Source organism: Peptostreptococcus russellii (assembly GCF_900110295.1).
GTDB classification, from domain to species: Bacteria; Bacillota; Clostridia; order Peptostreptococcales; family Peptostreptococcaceae; genus Peptostreptococcus; species Peptostreptococcus russellii_A.
In genome coordinates, this window is sequence record NZ_FODF01000001.1 from 103,303 (window position 1) to 128,532 (window position 25,230).

The following is a 25,230-nucleotide window of genomic DNA, read 5'->3' on the forward strand; positions in this document are numbered from 1 at the left end:
TTGTAATTTTTGAAAAAACTATAAGTTTAAATTAAGAAAAATGTGATATTCTGTGGTATAATAGTAAAATATGCAAATTATTGAAGTGCTTTTAATAAATAATAAATTAAGTGCTTATAGATAAAATATACATATAAAATATAGTAAAAAGGGGTGAGTGTTATAGAGTATAGAAGATTGAAAAACGGATTGAGAATAGTTGCAGAGGAAATTCCTTATGTAAGATCTGTTTCTCTTGGAGTTTGGATAAATGTTGGTTCAAGAATGGAAGACAAGTCAAATTATGGAATTGCACATTTTATTGAACATATGCTTTTTAAGGGGACTAAAAATAGGACTTCAAGACAAATTTCAAATGACATAGACTACTACGGTGGAAATATAAATGCATTCACTACAGAAGATCATACTTGTTATCATGTTAAGATGCCGTCAAATCATATAGATATAGGTATAGATGTTTTAGCAGACATGATAAATAACTCTGAATTTGATGAAGAAAATATTGAAAAAGAAAAAACAGTTATTATAGAAGAGATAAAAATGTATCAAGATTCATCTGAAGATTATTTATATGATGAACTTTTGATGAGAACTTTTGACAACAAGGGTGTAGGAAGAAATGTTTTGGGAACTAAAGAGTCTGTATCTGAAATAAGCAGAGATAAGATAGTAGATTTCTTTGAAAAGTACTATGTTCCAAATAATGCAGTAATAGTTTTAAGTGGAAATTTTGTTTTAGATGATATACTTAAAAAAATCGAAGGTGGTTTCAAAACTTGGAAAAAGAAAGATTTGATACTAAAAAGAGAAGGGCAAGAGTTTAAAGCAGTAAGGTTTATAGAGGATAAAGATGATGAACAAGTAAATCTTGCAATGATTTTTGAATGTCCAGATGATTCTATTGATAAAGAGTTTTATGCAGTTAAACTTCTTGGAAATATACTTGGGAATACTCCAAGTTCTAGACTGTTTCAGCATATAAGAGAAGAAAAAGGCTTGTCTTATAGCATATATTCTTCAGATAGTTTTTATGTAGGATATGGAGAGTTTGGAATATTTTCAAGCATGGCATCTGAAAATCTTAGAGAAGTCTATGATTCTATTATTTATGAAATTGAAAATCTAAAGAATAATTATATTACAGAGGAAGAGCTTGTTTTTGCAAAAGAGCAGTATAAGGGCATGGTAATAATGAATCTTGAAGACACAGAAGATAGAATGATGCTAATTGGTGAATATGAAGTAGAAAATAGAAGGCTTAGAAATATAGAAGAGGTAATACAATGTGTAGATAGCATTGACCTTGATTATATGAAAACAATGATAGATAGAATTTTCAGCAAAGAAATGTCTGTAGGCATTACAGGCAAATCAGTAAAAACAATAATGAAATAGAGGTGGTCTAATGGCTAGAAAAACAAATTCAAGAAACCCAGGCAAAAGACCAACTAAGGGAAGAAAACCAGTAAAAAGAAAAGTAGAGAAAAGAAGAGGGTTGAGATTTAATTCTGAATACCATAATATAATAGTTATTTTTCTAGGTATGTTCTTTGCCTACGGTTTGTATTCAAATTCAGGAGCAGTGCTTCCAAAGGTAATACAAATGGTATTTAAAGGATTATTTGGTGGTCTTGCAATATTGCTTCCAATTGTAATGATTGTAATTGGAGTACTGGGATTTGTAGATGGAAATGAAAAAATTGATAGATTTAGAAAAACTAAGATGTTCTATGTTGCAATAGTATTTCTTATAATATACTATGGTCTAATCAATTATGCTCAGATACCATCAGATAGTATGCTTAGTGCTGATGTATTACAGGATACTATTAAGATGGGGGTAACAAGAGAGGGTATAGGATTAATACCTTCATTTATAACTTATTATCTGACTCATATATTGGGACTTGTGGGCGCATGGCTTTTAACTATATTTGCAACAATAATATCTGTACTTTACATATTCAAAATATCTATGCAAGATATTATGACTATGCTAAAAAATCCTAAGAGTGGGAAGGAAAGTATATTCTCAAAGATTAAATTTTTCAAGAAAAAGAATGCAAATGCTGAAGATGTAGATGATGCTACAATAGTAAGCAAAACAGGATTCTTTGATATGTTTAAAAGTAAACTTGGAAAGAATGAAAGTCAGAGTGAAGATGAAGAAGATGATGGAGATAAGACTATAAAAATTGTAGGATTTAATAAAGCTGAAGATGACTATCTTGAAATACTTGAGGGAACTCAGGGCTTGTCTGATTTGGAGATACTTCAAAAATTACAAAATGAAGAACCAGATTTAGGAGTTTTGCCAGAAGAAGATGAAGAGTTTAATAAGACTGATCCAGCAGAGACACTATTTGATGATCACGAATTTAGTACTCATGAAATAGTGTCAGAAGATGATTTGGCAAAAACAATGCCCAATAGTAATTTAAGCGGTATTTCAGATTTAAAGAAAAAATCCCAAATGTCATCAAGTGGATTGATTTCAGACGTAAGTGAAGCTATGTCTTCTGATGAAAATGAACATTTGAAATATATGAATTATAAAAAGCCACCAGTTTCTCTTTTGAATAGGGTGGTCAATAAGAATGATAAGAGATCTAAGCAAAAAGTGCTTGAAAATGCAAGACAGCTTGAACAGACTTTAAAAGATTTCGGAGTTGATGCTTCGATTAATCAAGTAACAGTAGGTCCTACTATTACAAGATATGAAATACAGCCTAGACCTGGAGTAAAGGTAAGTAAAATAGTAAATCTTACAGATGATATAGCTCTAAGTCTTGCGGCTAAGAGTATAAGAATGGAAGCACCTATACCAGGAAAAAGTGCAATTGGTATAGAAGTACCAAATGATGAACCACAGATGGTAAGTGCAAGAGAGATTATAGAAAGTCCTGAGTTTAACAACTTTAAGTCACCTTTAGCTATGGGACTAGGAAAGGATGTTTCAGGTAAAATAATTATAGGGGATATATCAAAGATGCCACATTTATTGATTGCAGGATCAACAGGTTCTGGTAAATCAGTATGTGTAAATACTTTGATAACAAGTATATTATATAAGGCAAAACCAGATGAAGTAAAGCTTATGCTTATAGATCCAAAGGTTGTTGAACTTGCAAACTATAATGGAATACCTCATCTTATGATTCCAGTTGTTACAGATCCTAAAAAGGCTGCCAATGCACTTTGTTGGGCTGTAACAGAGATGAATAGAAGATACAAGTTATTTGCAGAGGCTCAAGTAAAGGATATTTCAAGTTATAATGATAAAACAGATAATCCGCTTCCTAAGATTGTAATAATAATAGATGAGCTTGCCGATCTTATGATGGCAAGTGCTAATGAAGTGGAAGATTATATATGTAGACTTGCACAGATGGCTAGAGCAGCAGGAATGCATTTGATTGTAGCGACTCAGAGACCATCCGTAGATGTTATTACAGGTGTTATAAAGGCTAATATACCTTCTAGAATAGCATTTGCAGTTTCATCTCAGACTGACTCTAGAACAATAATAGACATGGGTGGAGCCGAAAAACTTTTAGGTAAGGGTGACATGTTATTTTATCCACTAGGTGCTTCCAAACCGAGAAGATTACAGGGAGCCTTTATATCTGAAGAAGAGTCAGACAAGGTAATAGAATATGTTAAAAAAGAAGCTGGAGATACAGGTGGAGCCAATTATATAGAAGAAATAGAAGAATCTATATCTAATATAGGAAGCATAAAATCAGATGATACTGATGAATTTCTTTATGATGCAATAGAGTTTGTTGTAAATAACGGGCAGGCTTCTGCATCTATGCTTCAAAGAAAGTTTAAAATAGGATTTAATAGAGCTGCTAGATTAATAGATGATATGGAGGAAAGAGGCATTGTTGGTCCAAGTGAAGGAAGCAAGCCTAGAAAAGTTCTAATATCAAAGGAACAGCTCTCACAATTACAGTAATGGAGGAAATAAAATTTTGAAAATAGCATTAGAATCATTAGGGTGTTCCAAAAACTTAGTAGACGCAGAAATTATGCTAGGAATGCTTAATAAAGATGGACATCAGCTTGTAGGTGATTGCCAAGATGCAGATGTCGTAATAGTAAATACTTGTGGGTTTATAGAAGATGCAAAGCAAGAATCTATAGATTCTATAGTGAGATATGCTGAACTAAAAAATGAAGGTATAATAAAGTATCTTCTAGTTTCAGGATGTTTAGCTCAAAGATACACAGAAGAATTGTTAGAATCAATTCCAGAAATAGATGCCATTGTGGGTACAGGAAGTTATGATAAAATAACAGAAGTAGTAGATAATCTTCCTGAAGACAAGGAAAAAGTAATAAGAATGGATGATATAAACTTTAGTTTTGATGAAACTCTTCCAAGATATGTTTCTACACCTCCATATCTAGCATATTTAAAAATAGGAGAAGGTTGTGATAACAATTGCACTTACTGTATCATACCAAAGTTGAGAGGAAAGTATAGAAGTAGAGATATAGAAGAGCTTATTAAAGAAGCAAAAACTTTAAAAGAAAATGGAGTAAAAGAACTTGTAGTAATAGCTCAGGATACAACAGTCTATGGAAGAGATCTTTATGGAAAGCCTGCTTTGGCAGAGCTTCTTGAAAGATTAGCAAAACTAGAATTTGATTGGATAAGAGTTCTTTACTCATATCCTGAAGGAATATCCGAAGAAATAGTAGATGTAGTGGCTAAGTATGATAATATATGTAGCTATTTTGATATCCCAATGCAACACGCAAGCAATAGAATACTTAAACTGATGAATAGAAAGACTTCTAGGGAAGAATTAAAGTCTAAGGTTGAAATGATAAGAAGTAAAATATCTGATGCCGTAATTAGAACTACATTTATAGTAGGTTTTCCTGGAGAAACGGATGAAGATTTTGAAGAGTTAATGGAATTTGTAGAGGAAATGCAGCTTGACAGAATGGGTGCATTTAAGTATTCAAGAGAAGAAGGAACTCCAGCGGATCTTCTTCCTAATCATGTTGATGAAGATACGAAAAAGGAAAGACTAGAAAGATTGATGATGTTACAGCAAGGAATTTCAGAAGAAAGAAATCAAGAAAACCTAGGTAAAACATTAAAGGTTTTAATTGAGGATAGAGTAGATGAGATTTTATTTATAGGAAGATCACAGAAGGATGCAGAGGACATAGATAGTGTCGTATATGTAGAAACAAGCGAAGATCTTCAAATCGGAGAAATGGTTGATGTAACAGTAGAAATAGCATATGAATATGACTTAAAGGGCAAGCTTGCCCAATAATATAATAAAGGACTGCCTAAAATTTATTTTGGCAGTCCTTTAGTTTTATACAAAAGCTAAAGATATTTGATAAAGAAAAACTTTATGAGTATAATTTTATTATTTATAAAAATACAAAATTATACCTATTAAAAGTGAAGTGTGATAAACTATATATAGAGCATAGAAATTTTAAAATTAAAATTAAGGAGGGTTTTTATGAATCTACCTAACAAATTGACTGTTTTCAGAATGTGTATGGTACCATTGTTGGTGCTTTTTATGTATTTGCCAATACCTGGTAAATATTTAATCTCTCTGATTATATTTGTAGTTGCGGCCATAACGGATGCACTAGATGGTAATATAGCGAGAAGAAATAACATGGTAACTGACTTTGGAAAATTTATGGACCCACTTGCAGATAAGCTACTTGTAATAGCAGCTCTTATTTGCCTTATAGAAGTAGGTTTGGTACCTGGATGGATAGTTCTTATAATAGTTGCTAGAGAGCTTGCTGTGAGTATCATGAGAGCTATTGCAGCAGCAGATGGCAATGTTATAGCAGCTGGAAATAGCGGAAAAATAAAAACAGTAGTGCAGATGATATCTATAATTCTTTTATTATTTGGTGCACATATAGATTCTTCAGGAGTAATTATGGCTGGAAAGGTGCTTATTTATATAGCAGCAGCACTTACAGTATATTCTGGATATGAATATTTTGCCAATAACAAATATTTATTTGAAGATAGATAATTTTAAATATTATTCGGTGAGCTTTTCCTCACCGAATAATTGTGTTTTATAAAAATAATGTAAAATATGTTTAAAAAAACTGTAAATAGACTATTAATATATGAGAGAAGTAAATAGGAAATCTACAAGAATAAAGAACGTTTGTTCTTGACTCTTTCAAATTCCTATTGTATAATATAAAATATAAAGAACGTATGTTTATGTTTTGAAACATGGAAAGGGAGAGAATATGGCAATAGATCAGAATAAAATGGATGCTTTAAATGAAGCACTTGGTAAAATTGAAAAAGAATTCGGAAAAGGTTCAGTAATGAAGCTTGGAGAGACAAGCTCACTTGAAATAGATTCAATATCAACAGGATCAATAGGTCTTGATATAGCATTGGGTATAGGAGGACTTCCTAGAGGAAGAATAGTTGAAATATACGGTCCTGAATCATCAGGTAAGACAACAGTTGCTCTTCATTGTATCGCAGAAGCACAGAGAAGAGATGGTATAGCTGCTTTTATAGATGCAGAACACGCACTTGATCCAGTATATGCAAGAGCATTAGGTGTTGATATAGACAATTTAGTAATATCACAGCCGGATACAGGAGAACAGGCTCTAGATATAGCAGAATCTCTAATAAGATCTGGTGCAATAGATATATTAGTAGTTGACTCTGTTGCAGCCTTAGTTCCTAAGGCAGAAATAGAAGGCGATATGGGAGATTCTCATGTTGGTCTTCAGGCTAGACTAATGTCTCAGGCACTTAGAAAGCTTACTGGATCCATTAAGAAATCAAACTGTGTTGTAGTATTTATAAATCAGCTTAGAGAAAAGGTTGGAGTAATGTTTGGTAATCCAGAAACAACTACAGGAGGTAGAGCTCTTAAGTTCTTCTCAAGTATGAGATTGGAAGTAAGAAGAGTAGAAACAATCAAGCAAGGAGACAAGATGCTTGGTAGTAGAACTAGAGTTAAGGTTGTAAAAAATAAGGTAGCGCCTCCATTTAAGCAAGTTGAGTTTGATATAATGTATGGAACAGGTATATCAAAGACTGGAGATCTTCTGGATGTAGCGGCTGGAATAGATGTAGTAAAGAAGGCTGGTGCATGGTATAGCTATAAAGACGAAAAGATGGGTCAAGGAAGAGAAAATTCAAAGAACTTCTTAGAAGAAAATGAAGATATAGCAAGAGAAATAGATGCTAAGGTTAGAGAGTATTATGGATTGGAATTTGACGAATCTGCATTTGCTCCAAAAGCAGAAGTGACAGCTGAAAAAAAGCCAGTAGAAGAGAAGAAAAAATAGCAATAGAAAAATAAAATAATTGAATTGTAAACTATAGAATAAATGTATGGAAAATCAGTATGGAAAAGGAAAGTTTTCTTTTTTCATACTATTTTTTTATTTTGAAAATAATATATAGTCCTTTAAAAAGTTCATATACTAACAGTTACGACTATTTTATATTATCAACAATGTGTTTATATAATTGACATAAGTCTTAAAAAATAATAAAATAAGTATATAGGATTACCCTATAAATAAATTTATGATTTTTTACAAAAGCTAGAGAGTATTTTACATAAAGTACTTATAACAGAAAATGAACTTTGAAAACAGAATAACACAAAGGAGGTGGACACCATTATAGTATATATTATATTGACAGCAGTTCTTGCTATTGTAATAGGACTATTAATTGGTTATGTTATCAGAAAAAACATCTCTGAAGCGAAGATTGGACAAGCAGAAAATCTTGCGAAAGAAATTGTCGAAAAAGCAAACAGAGATTCTGAAACAGTAAAGAAAGAAAAACTTCTTGAAGCTAAAGAAGAAATTCATAGATTACGTACTGAAGGCGAAAATGAAAACAGAGAAAGAAGATTGGAAGTACAGAAATATGAAAAGAGAGTGTTGCAGAAAGAGGAGAATCTAGATAGAAAGATTCAATCATTAGAACAGAAAGAAAACGATCTATCTAGAAAGAATGAAGTTGTAACACAAAAAGAGAAAGAAGTAGAAGAATTAAAGGAACAACAATTACAGAAGTTAGAAAGCATCTCAGGATTTACAACAGAAGAAGCGAAAGAAATTATTTTATCTAATGCAGAGAGAGATGTAAGAAGAGAAATGTCCCTTATGATTAAGGAGAAGGAAGCTCAGGCGAAGGAAGAAGCCGATAAGAGAGCAAGAGAAATTATAGGATATGCTATACAGAAGTGTTCAGCAGATCATGTAGCAGAAACAACAGTATCAGTAGTCAATCTACCTAACGATGAAATGAAGGGTAGAATAATCGGTAGAGAAGGTAGAAATATAAGAGCCTTAGAAACACTTACAGGAATTGATTTAATAATCGATGATACTCCTGAAGCTGTAATACTATCAGGATTTGATCCAATAAGAAGAGACGTTGCAAGAATTGCACTTGAAAATCTTATAAGCGATGGTAGAATTCATCCAGCAAGAATAGAAGAAATGGTTGAAAAAGCAAAGAAGGAAGTACAGAGTATTATTAAAGAAGCTGGTGAACAGGCTATGTTTGATACAGGTGTACACGGACTACATCCTGAACTTGTGAAATTACTAGGAAGATTAAAGTATAGAACAAGTTATGGACAAAATGTGCTAAAGCATTCTATTGAGGTGTCTATTTTGGCAGGTATAATGGCTGAAGAAATAGGTGCAGATGTTAAACTTGCAAAGAGAGCAGGTCTTGTTCATGATATAGGAAAGGCTGTAGACCACGAAGTACAGGGTACACATATAGAAATTGGTATGGAATTGTTGAAGAAGTACAAGGAATCAAAGGATGTTATACACGCAATGAGTACACATCATGGAGATTATGAGCCACAGACAGTTGAGGCAGTGCTTGTAACGGCTGCAGATGCAGTTTCAGCAGCTAGACCAGGAGCTAGAAGAGAAACTCTTGAGGCATATATTAAGAGACTTGAAAAGCTAGAGGAAATTACTAATTCATATGAAGGTGTAGACAAGTCATTTGCTATTCAGGCTGGTAGAGAAGTTAGAATTATGGTTAAGCCTGAGGAAATAAACGATGAAGAAATACATCTACTTGCTAGAGATATGACTAAGAGAATTGAGGAAGAACTTGATTATCCAGGTCAGATAAAGGTAAGTATTATAAGAGAAACGAGAGCTACGGATTACGCTAAGTAAATGTAGATAAGTAAATGAAAGCCCCAAAAGTATAAATACTTTTGGGGCTTTTTTTGTTTCAAATATATAAAAATTGGAAAAATATGATAGTATAAGGTATATAGTTTATGACAAATTATAATATATTAATATAGACGAAAATTTAGAAGGACTATTTTTATAAATAGTTACATAAGGGAGGAAGTTATGAATTTAAAATATATCTATCATAGTAGTTTTTATTTGGAATTAGAAGAATGTGCATTTATCTTTGACTATTACAAGGGGGATATACCTGATATAGACAAAGACAAGAAACTGTATGTATTCTCTAGCCATAGACACAATGATCACTATAATGAAAAAATATTTGATATTTTTGCCGATTACAATGTAAGCTATATTCTTTCAGATGATATAAAGGTTAAGGATAAATATAAGTTAGAAAATATAATATATTTATCTTCAGAAGATGAGTGTCAAATAGATGATATAAAGGTAAGGACTCTTGAAAGTACAGATGAAGGAGTTGCTTTTATAGTAACAGCAGAAGAAAAAACAATATATCATAGTGGAGATTTAAACTGGTGGACATGGAAGGGATTTGAAAGTGAAGAAGAATTTAATTCCATGACAGAAAGGTTTAAGAGGGAGATAGCAAAGATAAAAGGTTTAGAAATTGATCTTGCTATGGCAGTTCTTGATTATAGACAAAAAGAAAGGTATGACTGGGGACTTGTATATCTTCTTGAAAATACTAATATAAAGTATATTGCTCCTATGCATTGTTGGGAAAAATATGAGTTTATAGACAAGTTTAGAGAAGAACATAAAGATTTATTAAAAGATACTGTTTTGATAAATACAGATAAAATATCTAAAGAAGGTTATTTAATATAATTGTATTTAAAATTAGATTTTAGGAAGTTTGGAATATAGACTAAATAACAAAATTTTAAGAAGTTTGTAATGTCAGTGTAATTATTATATAATAATTATGCTGATATTTTTATTAAGCAAAATAAAAATAAGATATAATAAAAAATACGTTAAAAATAAATAAAATATAAGGGAATAATTAAATAAAATAAAAAACTAAAAATATATATAATTTAAAAATGGAAGGAGGTAATTATGAAAAATTTTATAGAATTTCTTGAGTCAATAGAGATTAGTAAAGAATCTTTGACAAAAGGTTTTGAAGAATTAATTATAGATAGAACTATATTAAAAAAGAAAAGCGGAATATGTGTTTTTTATTTGAGCTCCAAGTCTGTCGTTCTTCACGAAAGACTAGAAAATATAAGAAAAGAAATGGAAAAGAAACTTTGTCCTCCTATTGATTCAATCAAAGTTATTTTAAAAATAGAAGGATATGAGAAAAAGCCTTTAAAGAAGGTCATAAAAAAGTATTGGCCTAATATATTTTATCTTATCAAACAAAATTGCCCTTCTGTTTTGGCATATAGTAACGATTTGGAACATCTGTGTATCGATGATTTATTGAAAATAAAAGCTCCAAACGAATTTATTTTCAATAGACTTAAAGAAAAAGAACTAGATGAAAAAATTAAAACAATGATATTTGAGGAGTTGGGAATAGAAGTAAATGTTATTCTTGAAAAAGCTAAAGAGAATAAGCATGAAGAAGATGAAATAAAGAAAATAATAAGAGCACAAGAAATGGAAACTATGAAAATAATCTCTAAACTTGAGCTTGAAAATAATAAAAAAGAAATTGTAGAAGATGAAAAGTATGTTGTAGAATTTGAAGTAGATCCAGATATTATTTATGGTGAAAATGTATCGGCATTTTATAAGGATATAGAAGAAATAGATGAAAACAGCAGAACCGTTGCAATAATTGGAGAGATTTTTGATATTGATACAAAGGAACTTAGAAATGGTAAAACTTTGTATAGTATGTTTGTTACAGATTATAGCTCTGCAATCTCTTGCAAGGTATATCTTGATGATAGAACAAGAGAGAAGGTAATTTCTGAAACAAAACCTGGAACATATGTAAAGATTAAGGGAGATATATTATTCAATTCATATTCAGATGAACTTGAACTAAACGTTACAGGTATTAAAAGGGAAAAAAGAGTTGTGAGAAAAGATGAAGCTGATGAAAAAAGAGTAGAGTTACACCTCCACACCCAGATGTCTGCAATGGATTCAGTCGTACCTGTGAAAAAAGTTATAAACACAGCTATTGAATGGGGACATAAGGCTATTGCAATTACTGATCATGGAGTTGTTCAAGCCTTTCCAGATGCTATGAATGCATCTAAGGGAAAGGATATAAAGATACTTTATGGAGTGGAAGCCTATCTTGTAGATGACGATCAGGAGATAATAGCAGATGCTAACGATTTAGACTTTAATCAGAAATTCGTAGTTTTTGATATAGAAACCACTGGATTTTCTCCTATAAATGATAATATTACTGAAATAGGAGCCGTGCTTGTTGAAAATGGTACAATTGTTGAGAATTTCTCTACTTTTGTAAATCCTGAAATGGATATTTCTTATGAAATTCAAGGTTTAACAAGAATAACGAATGAGATGGTAGAAGATGCTCCTAAAATAGATGAGGCTTTAAAAAAGTTTATGGATTTTGCAGAAGGAGCAGTTTTAGTGGCACATAATGCAGATTTTGACACAGGTTTTATTTCTGAAAAATGCAAACTTGTAGGGATAGATTACAATCATGCTAAAATAGATACTCTTATGCTAGCTAGAGTTCTTCTTAAAAATATTAAGAAATTTAGTCTAGATAAGGTATGTAAGGAATTAAATATTAATTTATCTGGACATCATAGAGCTGTAAATGATGCAGCTGCCACAGCTGAAGTATTTATTAACTTTATAGAAAGGTTTAAAAAAGACGGCGCAGAGAAACTTTCTGATGTTAATAAAATATATGGTAAAGTGGACTATACAAAGTTGAGACCAACACATGCTATTATTTTTGCTAAAAATCAAGATGGTTTAAAGAGTCTTTATGAAATGATATCAGATTCTCATATAGAACATTTTTATAAAACACCTAGAATATTAAAAAGTATTCTTTTGAAAAAAAGAGAAAATTTAATAATCGGTAGTGCTTGTTCAAGTGGAGAACTATATAATGCAGTTCAGAGAAATAAAAGTGAAAAAGAAATTGAAAATATATTAAAACTATATGATTATATTGAAGTTCAGCCACTGGGAAATAATGAATACATGATAAAAAATGGCGATGTAAAGGATAAAGACGAACTTATAAAGATAAATATGAAGCTAATAGAGTTAGGGGAAAAGTATAATAAACCTGTAGTTGCAACAGGAGATGTTCATACAATGGAGCCGTATGAGTATATTTATAGAGATATTTTAAAGTACTCACAAGGTTTTTCAAAGTTGGATTCAAATAGTAGTTTATACTTTAGAACAACTAGCGAAATGTTAGATGAATTTTACTACTTGCCAGAAGAGAAATCAAGAGAAATAGTAATAGAAAATCCTAATAAAATAGTTGATATGATTGGAGATGTTAAGCCTATCCCAGATGAAACTTATCCACCGGTTATTGAAGGCTCAGAAGAAGAGTTGAGGAATATGTGCTACAAGAAGGCTAGAAGAATTTATGGAGATGATTTGCCTGAAATTGTCGAGGCAAGACTAGAGAGAGAACTAAACTCTATTATAGGGAATGGATATGCAGTTATGTATATAATTGCCAATAAATTGGTAGCAAAATCTCTCTCTGATGGATACTTAGTTGGATCGAGAGGTTCGGTAGGATCTTCTTTTGCAGCTACAATGAGTGACATCACCGAAGTAAATCCTCTTCCAGCACACTATATATGTCCGAATCCAGATTGCAAACATAGTCACTTTTTTGCAGTAGGTGAATGGGGATCTGGTATAGACCTTCCTGCTAAAAAATGTGAGAAATGTGGAAGTGAGATGATAAGAGATGGGCATGATATACCATTTGAAGTTTTCTTAGGATTTGAAGGTGATAAAGAACCCGATATAGATCTTAATTTCTCGGGGATATACCAGCCAGTAATTCATAAATATACTGAAGAATTATTCGGTGAAGGATATACATATAGAGCAGGAACAATAGGTACTGTAAAAGATAAAACAGCATTTGGATATGTAAAAAAATTCTCTGAGGAAAATAATTTATTTTTCTCAAAAACAAAAATGAGTTGGTTATCTCAGGGATGTACGGGCGTAAAAAAGACTTCTGGCCAACATCCAGGTGGTGTAATGGTAATACCAGATTATAAAGACGTACATGATTTTACACCAATTCAGTATCCAGCAAATGATAGCACTTCAGGAGTAAAAACAACTCACTTTGATTACCATTCAATAAGTGGTAGAATATTGAAGCTAGATATACTAGGACACGACGGTCCTACAATTATTAGAATGTTGGAGGATATGATAGGAATAAAAATAACGGATATTCCTTTGGATGATAAAGAAACAATGTCTATTTTTACATCTACAGAGGCTTTAGGTGTTACTGAAGAAGAAATAGGTACTCCAGTAGGAAGTCTTGCTGTTCCGGAATTTGGAACAAAGTTTACAAGGCAGATGCTTATTGACACAAAGCCTACTACCTTTGCAGAGCTTGTGAGAATTTCTGGTCTTTCTCATGGTACTGATGTTTGGGTTAATAATGCTCAAGATTTGGTAAGGGGAAATGTAGTTGGATTAAAGGAAGTTATATCTACTAGAGACGATATAATGAACTATCTTATATTCAGTGGACTGGAAGCTAAAATGGCCTTTACTATAATGGAAAATGTAAGAAAAGGAAGAGGTTTAAAACCTGAATTTGAAAAAGCTATGAGAGCTAATAATGTTCCGGATTGGTATATAAATTCGTGTAAAAAAATAAAATACATGTTTCCAAAAGCTCATGCAGTTGCCTATGTAATGACCTCTTTTAGAATAGCATATTGCAAAGTTCATCATCCTGAGGCATTTTATGCAACCTACTTTACGACAAAGGTTGAAGATTTTGATATAAGTCTTTGTACAAGTGGAATAGATGCTGTAAAAAAGAGAATGCGAGAGATAGAAGAACTTGGTAACAAAGCTACAGCAAAAGAACATAATCAGTATACTATTTTAGAGGTTGTAGTAGAAATGTATGCAAGAAAAATAGAGTTTTTAAATGTCGATTTATATAAATCTCATGCCTATGAGTTCCAAATTGCAGAGAAGGGGAAGATTCTTCCTCCAATGGTTTCTCTTCAAGGTATGGGGCTAAATGCTGCAGAGAGTATAGTGGAAGAAAGAAAAAATGGAGAATTCCTTTCAAAAGAAGATCTTTTGAAGAGAACTAAAATATCAAAAACAGTAGTTGAAAAACTGACTGAACATGGTACTCTTGCAAATATGAGTGAGAAAAATCAGGTTTCTTTCTTCTAGAAGTAAAGAAATTAGAGAGAGTAAGTTTTTAGTATTGTTTAAAATTTTTTAAAAAAGGTGGAAGAGATATGAGTAGAAAGTTAAAAGTTAATTTATTTAGTTTGGGGACAATATTTTTTTGGTCTCTAGCATTTCCGTTTTCAAAGCTTGCAATGGAGCATTTTACACCCTATACCCTAGGGTTTTTAAGGGTTTTGATTGCATCTGTAACACTTTTGATTATAGGAAAATTCGCCGGAAATAGATCTCCTAAAAAAAGAGACCTGCTATGGTTTTTACTATCTGGTGCGTGTGGATTTGGATTTTACTTATTTGCATTTAATAAAGGAATTCAAACTTTGACATCTGCTTCTTCAAGTATAGTAATAGCGATGACACCTGTGTTTACAGCTGTAGCTGCAAATTATATTTATAAAGAAAAGCTTAATATCATAGGTTGGGTAACGCTTATAACGGCTTTTTCTGGGGTAGTAATAATGATGCTTTGGGATGGAGTATTATCCATAAATGAAGGTATCTTTTGGACTTTGGGAGCGTCTATTTTATTTTGTATATACAATTTATTAAATAGAAAACTTTCAACATTAGGATACAAGGCTATAGAAATAGTTACTTATAGTATGATGGCATCGGTTTTAGTTCTTTCACCTTTTGCATTAAAGGGAGCAAAAGAAGTTGCAACAGCTGATATTAGTCAATTGACAGTATTGCTTATACTTGGTATATTTAGCAGTGCGATTGCATATTATTTATGGAGTTTGGCACTTTCAATAACAGATAATATAAGTGATGTTACAAATTATAGTTTTGTAACACCTTTTGGAGCAACTATACTGGGATCTCTTATTTTAAAGGAAGTTCCTGGCATTGGAACTTTAATAGGTGGGGCGATTATTATATTAAGTATAATAATTTTCAGTAAAAAAGGGAAAAAAGCTTTCAACCCAAATCAAATAGAAAAATTAAAAGATGACTTTGAAAACTGATAAATTTAAGAGAAAAAAGAAAAAATATATAGATTTAATAAATACTTTAAAAAAATTAAATATATAATTATATTATTAAGATTTATATAAAATAAAACAATAATAAAACAATTCAAATCAAGCATTATTAAGCTATGATATAGACAAATTAAGTCATAACGTGATATAATTAATTGGATAATTATTAATATAATAAAATTATATGATAAATTGGAGGAATAAGTATGGTAACAGCAAGTGATTTTAGAAAAGGTGTAACATTCGAAAAGGATGGACAGCCTTGTCTAGTAGTTGATTTCCAGCACGTTAAGCCTGGAAAGGGTGCTGCGTTCGTAAGAACTAAGTACAAGAATTTATTAACAGGAGCAATAAGAGAAGAAGCTTTCAATCCAAGTGATAAGTTCCCAAAAGCTAATATAGAAACTAAGCAGATGCAGTATTTATATAACGATGGTGAACTATACTATTTCATGGATGAAGAAACTTATGATCAGATACCTCTAAACTATGAACAGGTTGAAGATGCTATAAAGTTCATGAAGGAAAATGAAGTTGCTACAATAAGATTCTATCAGGGATCTCCATTCCAGGTTGAAGGACCTAACTTCGTAGAATTAGAAGTTACTGAAACTGAACCAGGTATAAAGGGAGACACAGCAAGTAATGTTACAAAGGCTGCTACAGTTGAAACAGGAGCTGTAATTCAGGTACCTTTATTTATTAACGTTGGAGACAAGGTTAAGATAGATACTAGAACAAGTGAATATCTATCTAGAGTAAACTAGTTTAAAAATAAAAATACCTGTTGATACACAGGTATTTTTATTTTTAGAGATGTACTATAAAAGAATATCTATTTGAAGAGAAGTCTCTTCTCTTCAGTTAGGTGTTCTAATTATTTTTTAATTAAGGAGTGGTGAGAGTGTCATCGTTTGAACATGCAATTAACGACAATATAAAAGAATTTGAGAAAAAAATAGGTTATACTTTTAAGAACAAGGAATATATACAAATAGCACTTACACATTCGTCTTTTGCCAATGAACATAAACAGTTTAAATACAACGAAAGATTAGAGTTTTTAGGTGATTCAGTTTTGGGTCTAGTAGTGAGCGATTATCTGTTTAATGTAAGAAAAGATCTTCCAGAAGGAAAATTGACAAAATTCAGAGCAAATGTGGTTTGTGAAGAATCTCTTAGCAGAGTAGCTAGAAAACTTGATATTGGAAAGTTTTTATTTCTAGGTAAGGGAGAAAAAATCTGCGGAGGAAGAAATAGAGACTCTATACTTGCAGATGCTACAGAAGCTATAATTGCAGCAATATATCTTGATGGTGGTCTTGAACATGCTGAAAAATTTATATTGCTAAACCTAAGAGATATAATATCAAATACGATAGATGGAAATATCTTCAGAGACTATAAGACAATTTTGCAAGAAATAATACAAAAAAAGAGTGGAAAGGTTTCTTACAGACTTGTAAGTGAACACGGTCCTGATCATAATAAGGAATTTGAAATGGTAGTAAAAAGTGGTCAGACAGTTTTAGGAAGTGGAAGAGGAAGAAATAAAAAAGAAGCAGAAAAAGAAGCAGCTAAGAATGCACTTATAAATATGGGAGAAGAAATATAAAATGAAGAAGAAAATAATACCTATTTTCGTGCCTCATCAAGGTTGTCCTCATGACTGCATATTTTGCAATCAGAAAAAAATAACTGGAGTATCTACAGATATGACAGGAGAAAAAGCAAGAAATATCATTGAAGACAGTTTGAAAACAATAGATAGAGATGCAGAAGTAGAGATAGCTTTCTTCGGTGGAAGTTTTACAGCAATTGATAAGGATAAACAAATAGAACTTTTGTCAGTTGCAAAAGAATACAAGGACAGAGGACTTGTAAAAGATATTAGAATGTCTACAAGACCTGATTGTATAGACGAGGAAGAACTTGAACTTATAAAAACTTATGGAGCTACTATTATAGAACTAGGAGTTCAATCAATGGACGAAAAGGTTCTAATGGAAAGTTTAAGAGGGCATGAAAGAGATGTAGTGTACAAAAGCTCCAAACTGATAAAGGACTTTGGTTTTAGGCTTGGTCTTCAGATGATGATAGGTCTTCCTACAGACTCTGAAGATAAGTGTATATATACAGCTAGAGAGTTTATAAAGATAAAACCAGATTTTGTAAGAATATATCCAACTTTGGTTATCAAAGATACTGGTCTTGAAAATGCCTATAATGAAGGATATTATAAGGCTTTTACTCTTGAGGAAAGTATAGATATAGTAAAGAAATTAATAGTTCTTTATGAAATAAACGAAATAGGAATAATAAGAGTTGGTCTTCAGGCAACTGATGATATACAGTTGGGAATAGATGTTATTACCGGTCCTTATCATCCAGCTTTTAGAGAGCTTGTAAAGTCAAGAATGATAAGGGATTATCTTGAAAGTATACTGCCAAAAGATTTTAAGACACTAGTAATCTATACAAGTAACGAAAATATATCAACAGTAGTTGGAAATAAAAGATCAAATAGAATCTTTATAAATAAGAGTTACAATGCTAAATTTAAAACAAAAGTAGATGAAAGCTTAAAAGATTCTATAAAAATAGAAGTAGATGATAAAGTTATCAAAATAATAACATTTAAAGAAATGATATTGGAACTTGAAAAAATATACGGCTTGTGTTAACCGAAAGGAGAAAGAATGTATTTAAAAAAGCTATCATTAAAGGGATTTAAGTCCTTTCCGATAAAAACAGAGATATTCTTTGAACAAGGAATTACTGCGATAGTGGGTCCGAATGGTAGTGGAAAAAGTAATATTTCAGATGCTATAAGATGGGTTCTTGGAGAACAAAGCATAAAAAGTCTAAGAGGAGAAAAGATGGAAGATGTAATATTCTCTGGAACAGATAGCAAGAAACAACTGAACTACTGTGAAGTATCCTTGACATTAGATAATACACTTGGAGAAATAGATCTAGATTCAGATGAGATGATTGTAAAGAGAAGAGCTTACAGAACAGGAGAATCTGAATACTTTATAAATGGGAAGGCTTGTAGATTAAGAGATGTAAAAGAAACTCTTATGGATACAGGTATAGGTAAAGATGGATATTCGATTATAGAGCAGGGAAAGGTAGAAGAAATTTTAAGTAACAATCCAGTCAATAGGAGAAAAGTATTTGATGAAGCTTGTGGAATAGCTAAATACAGATATAGAAAAAATGAGGCTGAGAAAAATCTTAAAAAGAGTAGTGAAAATCTATCTAGAATAGTCGATATATTTACAGAAATAGAAAAACAGATTGGACCACTGGAAAAACAACAGGAAAAGGCTAAGAAGTATTTAAAAATAAGTGAAGAATTAAAAAAGTTTGAAGTAAATGATATTATTAAGCAAAATGAAGACTATGAAAATGCAATAAATGACTTAGTTTTTCAAACTAATGAAGTAACTAAGGAAATAGAAGTATTGGAAAAGGAAAAGGTTGAATTAGAAAAGGAAATTTCGGAATTAGAAAAAGACATAAATTCTATAGAGATATATACAGATAAGTTAAATTCTGAAATGATGGAGCTCAATAATTTAATTAATAGTAATAAGACAGATGCTGAAATAACAGCTGAAAAAATTAAAAATAACAAGCAAGAAATTGATAGAAAAAAAGAAGAAACAGAGATATTAAAGAAAAAGTTGCTCCTAGCAAATAGAGAGTTTAAAAAAGCTAATGATAAAACTAATGAAAATTCATATATAATAGAAGAATATGAAAAACAGCTTGGAAATAGTTTTGAGAACAAAAGAAATACGGAATTAAAATTAAATGAAATAAATAAAGAAATAGACGAAAATAAAGAAAAATCTGTTGAAATTCTTAAAAACAGAGAAGATATTTCAAATAGTATTACAAAACTTACTGCTAATATTGAAAATATGATGACTAAAAAGTCGGAAATAGAAGGAAATATATCCTCTATTAAAAATTCTATAATCAAATTAGAAAATGAAATATCAGATAAGAAACAAAAAGAAGAAAAACTTATAGAAGAAATTGATAAAGAAGAAAAGAAAGTAATTTCATTTAATGAAAAAATAGAGAGAATAAATACAGATGCAGCAAGATTTAATGAAAACTATCAAAAACACAATATGCAGATAGGTTCATTAAATGCCAAGAGAAATACCTACATGGATATGGAAAATCATCATGAAGGATTTAATAGAGGTGTTAGGGAAATTCTTAAAAATAAAAATATCGAAGGCATACACGGTGCATTTGGAGAGCTTATAAAAGTTCCTCAAAAATATGAAAAGGCAATAGAAGCATCATTAGGTGCTGCTATCCAAAATGTTGTAGTAGAAAATGAAAATATAGCTAAAGAGTCTATTTCTTATTTGAAAAAGAATAATTTAGGAAGAGTTACCTTCTTGCCGATGAATATAATCAAGGCTACTAGATTTGATGTAAAAACAATGAAATCTACTGTAAAAGCAATAGGAATTGCTTCTGAACTTGTGAATTTTGATAATAGGTATAAGAATATAGTAGATAATCTTTTAGGAAGAGTAGTTGTAATAGAAAATATAGATCAAGCTATTTTATTTGCAAAAGATACACAGCATAGATATAAAATAGTAACTTTAGAAGGAGAGATACTAAACCCTGGCGGTTCAATGACCGGAGGAAGCCTAAAGTCTAGCGGTAATATTCTTTCAAGAAAGAGAATAATAGATGAGTTAGCAGAGGAAATAAATCAGAAAACTGTAATATTGAAGGATATGCTGATTTCAATAGAAGATTTAAAAACATCAAAGCAGAATACTAAGATTGATAGAGAAAAAAGCTTTAATAATAAAGCTCAACTTGAAAAAGAAAGAATAACTATTAATACCGAACTAAAAATGCTTGTTGAATCTCTTGAAAAAAGCAAGAATAGTTTATCGAAAAGCAAGAGCTTAATAGAAAATACAGATGAAGATATAGCAAAAAGTAAGCAAGTATGTGATCTTCATAAGGAAAAACTAAAAGAACTTGAAACTAAGGAAGGTGAGAAAGAATCTAACTTAGAGCTTCTTTTAGAAAAAAAACTTAAATTAAAGGGTGAGTATGAAGAAGCAGTTAGAACTTATAATGATAAAAATCTTGAACTTACAAGATTAAAGGCTTCTTTTGAAAATGAACTTACAGAGCTAGAAAGAATATCTTCAGAAATAAAGGATGGAAATAAAAAGATAGAAGATATTTCCAAAACAATAGAAGAAAAGAAAAAAGAGCTAGAAATACTTGCTGAATTAGAAGAAAAGTATAAGTTAGAAATAGAAGAAAATAGCAAAAAATATTCTCTTCTAGAAGAAAAGATGAAAGAAAAGAAAGAAAGTAAAGAAGTTATAAAAGAAAAGTTTGAAGAAAAGAAGTCTATTTTAAGGAATAAGGATAGAAAACTTTTAGAAAGCAATGAAGAAAAGTTTAAATTGGATTCAAAATTAGAAAGAAATAAAAATTCCAGGGATAACTTGCTTTCTAATCTTTTTGAAAAGTACGAATTAACATATGTTCAAGCTTTGGAGTTTAAAGACACTACTATAAGTATAGATCGAAAAAGAATAGAAAAACTGAAAAGAGCTATAAAGGAGTTAGGAAATGTCAATATAGATTCCATAGATGAATATGGAGAAGTGAAGGAAAGACATGATTACTACAAGGAACAAAAAGAAGATCTTGAGCAGTCAATAATCTCATTAAATGAATTAATAGACGATCTTGTAAGTAATATGGAGAAGGAATTTGTTGAAAAGTTTAAAGTTATTAATCAGAACTTTAAGAAAGTATACCAAAAACTATTTGGTGGTGGTAATGCAGAACTTAGACTAACAGATATGAAGAATGTTCTTGCATGTGATATTGATATTACAGCACAACCACCTGGAAAGAAGATGAAAAACTTGTCATTGCTTTCAGGTGGAGAAAAGGCATTAACAGCAATTTGTATACTGTTTGCTATACTTATATCAAAACCTACTCCATTTTGTATCCTAGACGAGATTGAAGCACCTCTGGATGATGTAAATGTATATAGATTTGGTGAGTATTTAAGAGAATTAAGCAAAGATACTCAATTTATAGCAGTTACTCATAGAAGAGGAACTATGGAAGTCGCTGATTATATATACGGAGTAACAATGCAGGAAAAAGGTGTATCATCAGTTATTAGCTTGAAGCTAAAGGAAGCTACTGAAATAATTGAAAAGTAGCGAATAAACTACTATTCTAAGTAATGAGACAGGAGGAAGTATGTTTAAATTTTGGAAGAAAGACAAAAAAGAAGAGGAAAAGTTAACAAAAGAAGTTGACCAAACCATAGAGAAAGTTGAAGAAAAGGAAGATGCTGATAAAGTAGTAGAAGAATTTCTAGAAGATATTGAATCAAAGGAAAAAGCAAAAGAAGAGAATATTTTAAATGAAGAGATAGAAGAAATAAAAAAAGAAACTTCTGAAATAGAAAGAGAAGCAGAAGAAATGTTCGAAAAAGATTTAGATCTAGAAGAGCTAGAAAATAGAGGGAATGATAAGCCACAAATGGAGAAAAAAGGTTTATTTTCTAGGCTTTTGGAAGGTCTTTCAAAAACAAAAGATAATATTACAGGAAGAATAGACAGCATACTTAATTCCTACACTAAGATAGATGAGGATCTTCTTGAAGAACTTGAAGAAATTCTTATTACTGCAGATGTTGGTGTAAATACTACTATGGTAATAATAGATAAATTAAGAGAACTTATAAAAGAAAGAGGGATAAAAGATCCTTCAGAAGTTAGAGGACTTTTAAAGGAGATAGTAGAAGAAATTTTAAGTGAAGGAAATAGTAAGCTAGATATAGAGCCTGCACCAGCTGTAATAGTAATGGTAGGAGTTAATGGCGTTGGTAAGACTACAACTATAGGGAAATTAGCTCTAAGATACAAAGCTGAAGGTAAGAAAGTAATGTTAGCTGCAGCAGATACATTTAGAGCGGCGGCATCAGAACAGCTAGATATTTGGGCTAAAAGAGTAGGTGTAGATATCATTAAACATGGAGAGGGAGCTGACCCTGGAGCAGTAGTATTTGATGCTATTAAGGCATCTCAAGCAAGAGGAGTAGATCTTCTTATATGCGATACAGCAGGTAGACTTCATAATAAGGCTAATCTTATGAATGAGCTTGGAAAGATATTTAAAATTCTTGATAGAGAATACCCAGAAGCTAAAAGAGAAGTTCTTCTTGTAGTAGATGCCACAACAGGTCAAAATGCGGTATCACAGGCAAAAACTTTCAAAGAGGTTGCCAATATTACAGGTATAGCGCTTACGAAACTTGATGGAACTGCAAAGGGTGGAGTAGTATTAGCTGTGAAATCTGAAGTAGATGTACCAGTAAAGTTGATAGGTGTTGGAGAAAGAGCTGAAGATCTTCAAGATTTTGATCCAATTGCTTTTACAGAAGCTCTATTTGGAGAAGAATAATAGTAAATAGATCAAATAGTTTGCGCCGTAGAATGTATTATGTAGCTTTCTACGGTGCAATTTAAAAGCTTTAAAAAATATTTTTATAAAGATATTTACTGTAAGGTAAAAAAACCTTACAGATGTGAAAAAAACTGTTGACTTTTTACTGTTGATGTTATATTATATTATTTGTGTAAAGGACAAAGCCTTTACAGGGAGGAGGAACTATGAATATTGATAAGATGGTAGAAATTGAAATTTTATATTCACAGTATGCTTCTCTGTTGACAAAAAAGCAAAGAGAAATAGTTTCCATGTATTATGAAGAAGATTATTCTTTGGGTGAAATTAGTCAGATCTTAGATATTTCAAGGCAAAGTGTTTATGATAGCTTGAAAAGATCTGAAAAAGCACTTAATGATTATGAAAAGAAATTAGGAATGGTAGAAAAGCTTCACAAAGTAGAAGATTTGCTAAATAAACTAGAGGACAAAATTCATGGTTTTTCAAAGGATTTTGACAAGTGTAATGCTGAAGATTCAACTCAGCTTGAGTATTTAATAGAAGAAATTAGGGAGTTGTTATAATGATATTTGAAGGATTATCAGATAAATTACAAAATGCCTTTGGAAAGTTAAAATCTAAAGGAAAGTTGACTGAAGCAGATGTTAAAAGTGCAATGAGAGAAGTTAAAATGGCACTTCTTGAAGCTGACGTTAACTATAAAGTTGTAAAAGACTTTGTTAAAAAGGTACAAGAGAGATGTGTTGGTGAAGATGTAATGAAGAGTCTGACACCAGGACAAATGGTTATAAAAATAGTAAACGAAGAATTGACTTCACTAATGGGAGATGTTCAAAGTAAGATTACAATAGCACCGAATCCACCAACTATAGTTATGATGGTAGGTCTTCAGGGTGCAGGTAAGACTACAACATCAGGTAAATTGGGAGGATATCTTAAAAAGCAGGGGAAATCACCTTTATTGGTTGCCTGTGACGTTTATAGACCAGCTGCAATCAAGCAGCTTCAAGTAGTTGGAGAAAAGCTTGATTTACCAGTATTTGCAATGGGAGATAAGGAATCACCTGTAAATATTGCAAAAGCTGCTGTAGAACATGCAAAGAAGAATTCTAATGATATAGTAATAATAGATACAGCAGGTAGACTTCATGTTGATGAAGTTTTGATGCAGGAACTTAAGGATATTAAGACTGAAGTAAATCCTCAAGAGATACTTTTAGTAGTAGACTCAATGACTGGACAGGATGCTGTAAATGTTTCAGAAAGTTTTAATGAAACATTAGGAATTGATGGTATAGTTCTTACAAAGCTTGATGGTGATACTCGTGGTGGTGCAGCCCTATCTATTAGAGCCGTAACTCAAAAGCCTATAAAGTTTATAGGTATGGGAGAAAAACTTGATAATCTTGAACCATTCCACCCAGATAGAATGGCATCTAGAATATTAGGTATGGGTGATGTTCTTAGTTTAATTGAAAAGGCACAAGATGCACTTGATGAAGAAAAAACTAGAGCATTAGAAGAAAAGCTTCGTAAAAGCGAAATGGATTTTGAAGATTTCTTGACTCAATTAGAGCAAGTACAGAATCTAGGACCTTTAGATAAACTGTTAGAGTTAGTTCCTGGAATGGGAAGCATTAAGGGACAACTTGGAAATATAGATACCAATGGTAAAGAAATAAAGAGAACTAAGGCTATAATACAGTCTATGACAATTGAAGAGAGAAGAAATCCTCAGATAATCAATGGTTCTAGAAAAAAGAGAATTGCAAAGGGGAGTGGTACTTCTGTACAGGATATAAACAGACTTATAAAGCAATTCAATGAAATGAAAAAGATGATGAAGATGTTCCAATCTGGAGGAATGATGAATAAGATGAAGAAGGGTGGTTTCCCTAAACTTCCTAATTTACCTTTCTAAAGAGAATGTTGAATTTGTCTTTAATAGAGTAAATATATTATTTACAAAATAAAAAAGTTATGATATAATTTCTGAGTGTTTTGTTTAGATATTCTAGAAAAGTTCTTAGGAATTATCTAATAAATAAATTAAAATGAAAACTAATTAAATTTTGGAGGTATT

The 25,230-nt window shown here is 31.3% G+C and carries 16 protein-coding genes; all 16 read left to right on the forward strand.

Annotated elements, in window-relative coordinates; genetic code table 11:
* Nucleotides 1–153: 153 nt before the first annotated feature.
* The 16 genes from BMY82_RS00465 (at nucleotide 154) to ffh (ending at nucleotide 25,068) form a co-directional block, all read left to right on the forward strand.
* Nucleotides 154–1,398 (forward strand): M16 family metallopeptidase, encoded by a 1,245-nt coding sequence (locus BMY82_RS00465; RefSeq protein WP_091973068.1) that lies wholly within the window; start codon nucleotides 154–156, stop codon nucleotides 1,396–1,398.
* Nucleotides 1,399–1,408: 10 nt separating this feature from the next.
* Nucleotides 1,409–3,964 (forward strand): FtsK/SpoIIIE family DNA translocase, encoded by a 2,556-nt coding sequence (locus BMY82_RS00470; protein ID WP_091973071.1) that lies wholly within the window; start codon nucleotides 1,409–1,411, stop codon nucleotides 3,962–3,964.
* A 13-nt stretch (nucleotides 3,965–3,977) separates the two neighbouring features.
* Nucleotides 3,978–5,303, forward strand: a complete 1,326-nt coding sequence (gene rimO, locus BMY82_RS00475) for a 30S ribosomal protein S12 methylthiotransferase RimO (RefSeq protein ID WP_180366695.1) — start codon at nucleotides 3,978–3,980, stop codon at nucleotides 5,301–5,303.
* Between the two features lie 198 nt (nucleotides 5,304–5,501).
* Nucleotides 5,502–6,041: a CDP-diacylglycerol--glycerol-3-phosphate 3-phosphatidyltransferase gene (pgsA, locus tag BMY82_RS00480; RefSeq protein ID WP_091973077.1), complete on the forward strand. Its 540-nt coding sequence runs from the start codon at nucleotides 5,502–5,504 to the stop codon at nucleotides 6,039–6,041.
* Between the two features lie 229 nt (nucleotides 6,042–6,270).
* Nucleotides 6,271–7,338 carry a recombinase RecA gene (gene recA / locus BMY82_RS00485; protein ID WP_091973080.1) on the forward strand — a complete coding sequence of 356 codons (1,068 nt, stop codon included), beginning with the start codon at nucleotides 6,271–6,273 and terminating at the stop codon, nucleotides 7,336–7,338.
* Between the two features lie 339 nt (nucleotides 7,339–7,677).
* A complete protein-coding gene (rny, locus tag BMY82_RS00490) occupies nucleotides 7,678–9,216 on the forward strand; it encodes a ribonuclease Y (RefSeq protein WP_420330367.1) in 1,539 nt (512 codons plus the stop codon).
* Between the two features lie 186 nt (nucleotides 9,217–9,402).
* Entirely contained in the window at nucleotides 9,403–10,095 is a 693-nt protein-coding gene (locus BMY82_RS00495) for an MBL fold metallo-hydrolase (RefSeq protein ID WP_091973086.1), read from the forward strand.
* A gap of 234 nt (nucleotides 10,096–10,329) precedes the next feature.
* Nucleotides 10,330–14,637, forward strand: coding sequence for a PolC-type DNA polymerase III (locus tag BMY82_RS00500; protein WP_091973089.1), 4,308 nt, complete (start codon nucleotides 10,330–10,332; stop codon nucleotides 14,635–14,637).
* A gap of 68 nt (nucleotides 14,638–14,705) precedes the next feature.
* Nucleotides 14,706–15,623: a DMT family transporter gene (locus BMY82_RS00505; RefSeq protein ID WP_091973092.1), complete on the forward strand. Its 918-nt coding sequence runs from the start codon at nucleotides 14,706–14,708 to the stop codon at nucleotides 15,621–15,623.
* Between the two features lie 224 nt (nucleotides 15,624–15,847).
* Nucleotides 15,848–16,408 (forward strand): elongation factor P, encoded by a 561-nt coding sequence (gene efp, locus BMY82_RS00510; RefSeq protein WP_091973095.1) that lies wholly within the window; start codon nucleotides 15,848–15,850, stop codon nucleotides 16,406–16,408.
* Nucleotides 16,409–16,545: 137 nt separating this feature from the next.
* Entirely contained in the window at nucleotides 16,546–17,256 is a 711-nt protein-coding gene (gene rnc / locus BMY82_RS00515; protein WP_091973098.1) for a ribonuclease III, read from the forward strand.
* A 1-nt stretch (nucleotide 17,257) separates the two neighbouring features.
* Nucleotides 17,258–18,325, forward strand: a complete 1,068-nt coding sequence (locus tag BMY82_RS00520; RefSeq protein ID WP_091973103.1) for an elongator complex protein 3 — start codon at nucleotides 17,258–17,260, stop codon at nucleotides 18,323–18,325.
* Between the two features lie 15 nt (nucleotides 18,326–18,340).
* On the forward strand, nucleotides 18,341–21,892 hold the full coding sequence (gene smc / locus BMY82_RS00525) for a chromosome segregation protein SMC (protein WP_091973109.1): 3,552 nt from the start codon (nucleotides 18,341–18,343) through the stop codon (nucleotides 21,890–21,892).
* Between the two features lie 40 nt (nucleotides 21,893–21,932).
* Complete coding sequence (gene ftsY / locus BMY82_RS00530) at nucleotides 21,933–23,141, forward strand: signal recognition particle-docking protein FtsY (protein ID WP_091973112.1); 1,209 nt, start codon at nucleotides 21,933–21,935, stop codon at nucleotides 23,139–23,141.
* Between the two features lie 209 nt (nucleotides 23,142–23,350).
* Nucleotides 23,351–23,710, forward strand: coding sequence for a YlxM family DNA-binding protein (gene ylxM / locus BMY82_RS00535; protein WP_091973115.1), 360 nt, complete (start codon nucleotides 23,351–23,353; stop codon nucleotides 23,708–23,710).
* A complete protein-coding gene (ffh, locus tag BMY82_RS00540) occupies nucleotides 23,710–25,068 on the forward strand; it encodes a signal recognition particle protein (protein WP_091973118.1) in 1,359 nt (452 codons plus the stop codon). Before ylxM ends, ffh begins: the two co-directional genes overlap by 1 nt.
* The last annotated feature ends 162 nt before the right edge of the window (nucleotides 25,069–25,230 follow it).

Bases quoted from the DNA above. Each gene is read 5' to 3' on its own strand.
- ylxM (WP_091973115.1), top strand. From the start codon at position 23,351: ATGAATATTGATAAGATGGTAGAAATTGAAATTTTATATTCACAGTAT.
- BMY82_RS00520 (WP_091973103.1), top strand. From the start codon at position 17,258: ATGAAGAAGAAAATAATACCTATTTTCGTGCCTCATCAAGGTTGTCCT.
- pgsA (WP_091973077.1), top strand. From the start codon at position 5,502: ATGAATCTACCTAACAAATTGACTGTTTTCAGAATGTGTATGGTACCA.
- efp (WP_091973095.1), top strand. From the start codon at position 15,848: ATGGTAACAGCAAGTGATTTTAGAAAAGGTGTAACATTCGAAAAGGAT.
- BMY82_RS00500 (WP_091973089.1), top strand. From the start codon at position 10,330: ATGAAAAATTTTATAGAATTTCTTGAGTCAATAGAGATTAGTAAAGAA.
- recA (WP_091973080.1), top strand. From the start codon at position 6,271: ATGGCAATAGATCAGAATAAAATGGATGCTTTAAATGAAGCACTTGGT.
- ftsY (WP_091973112.1), top strand. From the start codon at position 21,933: ATGTTTAAATTTTGGAAGAAAGACAAAAAAGAAGAGGAAAAGTTAACA.
- ffh (WP_091973118.1), top strand. From the start codon at position 23,710: ATGATATTTGAAGGATTATCAGATAAATTACAAAATGCCTTTGGAAAG.
- BMY82_RS00495 (WP_091973086.1), top strand. From the start codon at position 9,403: ATGAATTTAAAATATATCTATCATAGTAGTTTTTATTTGGAATTAGAA.
- BMY82_RS00505 (WP_091973092.1), top strand. From the start codon at position 14,706: ATGAGTAGAAAGTTAAAAGTTAATTTATTTAGTTTGGGGACAATATTT.
- BMY82_RS00470 (WP_091973071.1), top strand. From the start codon at position 1,409: ATGGCTAGAAAAACAAATTCAAGAAACCCAGGCAAAAGACCAACTAAG.
- smc (WP_091973109.1), top strand. From the start codon at position 18,341: ATGTATTTAAAAAAGCTATCATTAAAGGGATTTAAGTCCTTTCCGATA.